Origin of the sequence: Actinomycetospora chlora, assembly GCF_039542135.1 — a bacterium.
Taxonomy (GTDB): domain Bacteria; phylum Actinomycetota; class Actinomycetes; order Mycobacteriales; family Pseudonocardiaceae; genus Actinomycetospora; species Actinomycetospora chlora.
This window is the reverse complement of the sequence record NZ_BAABHO010000104.1, coordinates 1-5,156: the sequence shown is the minus strand read 5'-3', so window position 1 is coordinate 5,156 and position 5,156 is coordinate 1. Positions and strand designations below refer to the sequence as shown.

Annotated in this window: 2 protein-coding genes; one reads left to right on the top strand and one right to left on the bottom strand. The window is 76.8% G+C overall.

The window, feature by feature from the left end:
* Positions 1–2,470: 2,470 nt before the first annotated feature.
* Positions 2,471–3,691, bottom strand: coding sequence for an amidohydrolase (locus ABD994_RS30770; protein ID WP_345425380.1), 1,221 nt, complete (start codon positions 3,689–3,691; stop codon positions 2,471–2,473).
* A gap of 287 nt (positions 3,692–3,978) precedes the next feature.
* Between ABD994_RS30770 and ABD994_RS30765 the strand changes: the two genes are divergently transcribed.
* Positions 3,979–5,156: serine/threonine-protein kinase (locus ABD994_RS30765; RefSeq protein ID WP_425550161.1), on the top strand; the 1,178-nt coding region annotated here is incomplete at its 3' end.

Genomic DNA, 5,156 nt, shown 5'->3' with positions numbered 1-5,156 from the left:
TGTCTTCCTAAGACCGCTTGGCCTCCGACTTGGGGCCGCCGCCGCGGCACCCCGGCCACCGCCGCGGCCACGCCCGCCGCGACCCCGGCCACCGCGGCCACCACCCTCGGGACGCCCGCCCTCGGGACGCCCGCCGCCCTCGGCCGCCGGCTCCTCCTCGTCGAGGCGCAGGGTCAGCGAGATGCGCTTGCGCTCCACGTCGACGTCGAGGACGCGCACGCGCACGACGTCCCCGGGCCCGACGACCGAGCGGGGGTCGGACACGAAGTCCTTCGACATCGCCGAGATGTGCACGAGGCCGTCCTGGTGCACGCCGACGTCGACGAACGCACCGAAGGCGGCGACGTTGGTGACCTGCCCCTCGAGGACCATGCCCGGCGTCAGGTCGGTGATCTGCTCGACGCCCTCGGCGAACTCGGCGGTGGTGAACTCGGGACGCGGGTCGCGGCCCGGCTTGTCGAGCTCGGCGATGATGTCGAGCACCGTCGGGCGCCCGACGCGCTCGTCGGTGAAGGCGTCGGGGTCGAGGCCCTGGAGCAGCGCGGTGTTGCCGATGAGCCCGTCGACGTCGGTGCCCGTCGCCGCCACGATGCGGTGCACCACCGGGTAGGACTCGGGGTGCACCGCGGAGCGGTCGAGCGGGTCGGCCGCGGCCGGGATGCGCAGGAAGCCCGCGCTCTGCTCGAAGGCTTTCGCGCCGAGACGGGGCACCTCCCGCAGCGCCGAGCGCGACGCGAACGGGCCGTGCTCGTCGCGGTAGCCGACGAGCGTCGTCGCGAGCCCGGCGCTGATGCCCGAGACGCGGCGCAGCAGCGGCGCCGAGGCGGTGTTGACGTCGACCCCGACGGCGTTCACGCAGTCCTCGACGACGGCGTCGAGCGAGCGCGACAGGGCCGTGCCGGCGATGTCGTGCTGGTACTGGCCGACGCCGATCGACTTCGGGTCGATCTTGACCAGCTCGGCGAGCGGGTCCTGCAGGCGGCGCGCGATCGAGACCGCACCGCGCAGCGAGACGTCCAGGTCGGGCAGCTCGGCGGACGCCTGCTCGGAGGCGGAGTACACCGACGCGCCCGCCTCGGAGACGACGGCCGCCGTGAGGCCGAGGTCGGGCTGGCGGGCGATGAGGTCGCGGACCAGCGCGTGGGTCTCGCGCGACGCCGTCCCGTTGCCGATGGCCACGAGCTCGACGCCGTGCTCGCGGGCCAGCTCGCCGATCCGCGTCCGCGAGGCCTCCCACTGCCGGCGCGGGACGTGGGGGTGAACCGTGTCGGTGGCGACCACCTTGCCGGTGCCGTCGACGACGGCCACCTTGACGCCGGTGCGCAGGCCCGGGTCGAGGCCCATCGTCGGGCGGGCGCCGGCCGGGGCGGCCAGCAGCAGGTCGCGCAGGTTGCCGGCGAAGACCAGCACCGCGCCCTCCTCGGCCACCTCGCGCAGCCGGACCCGCAGGTCGACCACGAGGCGGGACAGGATGCGCGTGCGCCAGGCCCAGCGGACGGCCTCGCCGAGCCAGCGGTCGGCCGGGCGTCCCCGGTCGGCGACGCCGACGGCCGCGGCGATGCGGGCGAGGTAGACCTCGCCGATCGCGGACTCGTCGTCGTCGGCGGCCAGCGGGTCGAGCGTGAGGGCGAGGACCTCCTCGGTCTCGCCGCGCAGCACCGCGAGGATGCGGTGCGAGGGCAGGCGGGTGAACTTCTCGTCGAAGGCCGCGTAGTCGGAGAACTTCGCCGCGGCGGTGTCGCCCTCCCCGCCGCGACCGTCGCGGTAGACGGCCGTGAGCCGCCCGCGCCGCCACATCTGCTCGCGCAGCTCGCCGACGAGGTCGGCGTCCTCGGCCCAGCGCTCGACGAGGATCGCGCGGGCGCCCTCGAGGGCGGCGTCGCGGTCGGGCACACCGTGGTCCGGGTCGACGTAGCTGCCCGCGGCCGTGCGCGGGATGTGCGTCGGGTCGGACAGCAGGGCGTCGGCGAGCGGCTCCAGGCCCGCCTCGCGGGCGATCTGCGCCTTGGTGCGCCGCTTCGGCTTGAACGGGAGGTAGACGTCCTCCAGGCGGCTCTTGGTCTCCGCGCCGAGGATGCGGGCGGCGAGCTCGCCGTCGAGCTTCCCCTGCGCGCGCACCGACTCGAGCACCGCCGCGCGACGGTCCTCGAGCTCGCGCAGGTAGGTCAGGCGCTCCTCGAGCGTGCGCAGCTGGGCGTCGTCGAGCCCGCCCGTCGCCTCCTTGCGGTAGCGGGCGACGAACGGGACGGTCGCGCCACCGTCGAGCAGCTCGACCGCCGCCGTGACCCGGCCCTCGCCGACGCCGAGCTCGTCGGCGATGCGGCGGGTCACCGGGGGCAGCACCGCGTCCGTGCCGTCGGGGGCCGAGGAGTCCGTGACGGTCGCCGTCGCATCGCTCACGGCCGCCATCGTGCCCGACGCCCCGACGCGCGCGCGATCCGGTTGGTCGGGTTCCGGATCGGCCGGGGTGTCAGCCGGCGAGGGACGCCAGGGCTGCGTGGACGAGCGTGCGGACGCCGACCGGCAGAGCGCGCTCGTCGAGGTCGAACGTCGGCTGGTGGATGTCGGACATCTCGCCGACGCCGGACCACACGCCGAGCCGGCCCATCGCGCCGGGGACGTGCTCGAGGTACCAGCCGAAGTCCTCGCCGCCGCTGGACTGCTCGGTGCCGACGGCCGCGTCGAGGCCGTTCGCCCGCTGGGCGGCGAGCGCGAGCAGGTCCGCGGAGACGGCGTCGTTGACCACCGGCGGGACGCCCCGGCGGTGCTCGAGGACGTAGCCGACGCCGGTCGGCGCCAGCAGGGCGGTGACGAGCGAGCGCACCAGCGGCTCGAGCTCGTTCCACGTCGCGTGCTGGGCGGTGCGCAGGGTGCCCGCGAGCACGCCCTGCTGCGGGACGGCGTTGGCGGCGTGACCGGCCCCGACCGTGCCCCACACGAGGACCGTGCCCGAGCGCGGGTCGACCCGGCGCGAGAGCAGGTCCGGCAGGCCGGTGATCACCGTGCCGAGCGCGTGCACGAGGTCCGCGGTGAGGTGCGGGCGCGAGGTGTGCCCGCCCGGCGAGGTCAGGCGCAGCTCGAGCATGTCGCACGCCGAGGTGATGGCGCCCGTGCGCGTGCCGACCCGGCCGACCTCGAGCCGCGGGTCGCAGTGCAGCGCGAAGATGCGGTCGACGCCCTCGAGGGCATCCGCGGCGATCGCGTCGAGCGCGCCGCCGGGCTGCACCTCCTCGGCGGGCTGGAAGATCAGCCGCACGCGGCCGGGCAGCGCGGGCGCCGACGCGAGCGCGAGGCCGGCGCCGAGCAGCATCGCCGTGTGGGCGTCGTGGCCGCACATGTGGGCCACGCCGGGCACGCGCGAGGCGTAGGGGGCGTCGGACTGCTCCTGCAGCGGCAGGGCGTCGAGGTCGGCCCGCAGCGCCACGGTGCGGGGTCCCGCGCCGATGTCGCACACCAGGCCGGTGCCCGGCAGCAGCCGCGGCGACAGGCCGGCGGCGGCGAGCGTCTCGGCGCAGAGCCGGGTGGTCTCGTGCTCGCGGCGGGCCAGCTCGGGCCGCCGGTGCAGCGCGCGGCGCCAGGTGACCACGTCGTCGGCGTGGTCGGCGAGCCACCGATCGATCCACTCCGGGCCGTTGCCCGCGCCGAGGTCGGCCACGTGGGCCGGCACCGGACGAGGCTCCGCCAGAGTCATCGAACACACCTCCCGTGTCGGACACGTGATGTGCCCGACTGTCCGGCCCAGCATGCCTGCGCCGGACGGCGGTTGCGGTCTCCCGGCGCGCCCTCGCGCCGAGGGGTCGCGACCGCGCTGTGTGCGGCGGCCGGCGACCGGGCCCGATCCGACGAGCGGACGATCGGCGCAGGTCACCGGCGTCACGGGCCGTTGCCCGGCGCGCGGGGCCCGCCCGTCGCAGGGGACGTACCACCGGGTACCCCGGGGGCGGTGAGTCCAACGGTCGGCGTTGCCATGATGGTCGGGTGAGTCCCGCAGCCCCGGATGCACCTGGCGCCCCCGGCCCGCGCCGGATCGTCGGGCGCTACCGCCTCGAGCACGAGCTCGGCCGCGGCGCCATGGGCACGGTGTGGTCGGCCTACGACGAGGTGCTGCACCGCCCGGTCGCGGTCAAGGAGGTGCGGCTCTCGTCGGTCCCGGTGGGTGAGCGCGCGATCGTCCGGGAGCGGACGCTGCGCGAGGCCCGGGCGACCGCGATGCTCAGCCACCCCAACGTCGTGACGCTCTACGACGTCGTCGAGGTGGCCTCCGAGCCCTACGTCGTCATGGAGCTGCTGCCCTCGCGCAGCCTCGCGAGCTACATCGGCGAGCGCGGCACGCTGACCCAGCCGCAGGCCGCGGAGATCGGCTCGGCCGTGGCCTCGGCGCTGCAGACCGCGCACCGCGCCGGCATCACCCACCGCGACGTCAAGCCCGGCAACGTCCTCATCGGCGAGAACGGGCAGATCAAGCTCACCGACTTCGGCATCGCCCGCAACGCCGCCGAGCAGTCGATGACGCAGACCGGCACCGTGCTCGGCTCGCCGCCCTACATCGCGCCCGAGGTGGCGATGGGCCGCGCCGTCGGGCCGGCCGCCGACCTCTGGGGCCTCGGCGCCACCCTCTTCGCCTGCATCGAGGGCCGCCCGCCCTACGACGCGGGCGACCCGGTCGGCACCGTCACCGAGGTCGTGCACGGCGACGTGCCCGTGCCGTCGGGCCGCGGGCCGGTGGTGGACGTCATCCGCGGCCTGATGGTCAAGGACCCGGCGCTGCGGATGCCGCTCGCCGCGGTGCGCCGGCGCCTGCGCCCGCTGCTCTCCGACCCGGAGGGCCCGGTGCTCGCGACGCCGTCGGCACCCCGCACGGCCGCGTTCCGCCTGCCGGCGCCCGGCGCGCCGAGCGACCAGGCGGGCCTCATCCCGGCGTCGCCGGACACCGGCCCGCCGCGCCCGCGGGGCCCGGCGGGGACGCTCGTCGAGGGCTCGCCGGACGCGCCGCCGCGGCCCCGGCCATCCCCCGGTCCCCGCACCGGGCCGGAGGCGACGCCGGCCGCGGCGGCGGGCGCCCGGGCGGCGGGCGACCCGCCGGCCGAGGTGCCCGAGCCCGCCGGGGACGCCGCCGCGGCGCCCCCCGAGGTGGCCGAGGTCGCCGGGGGCGCCCG

What these genes read in the sequence shown, in the direction of transcription:
- ABD994_RS30770 (WP_345425380.1), bottom strand. Translation starts at nt 3,691, where the DNA reads ATGACTCTGGCGGAGCCTCGTCCGGTGCCGGCCCACGTGGCCGACCTC.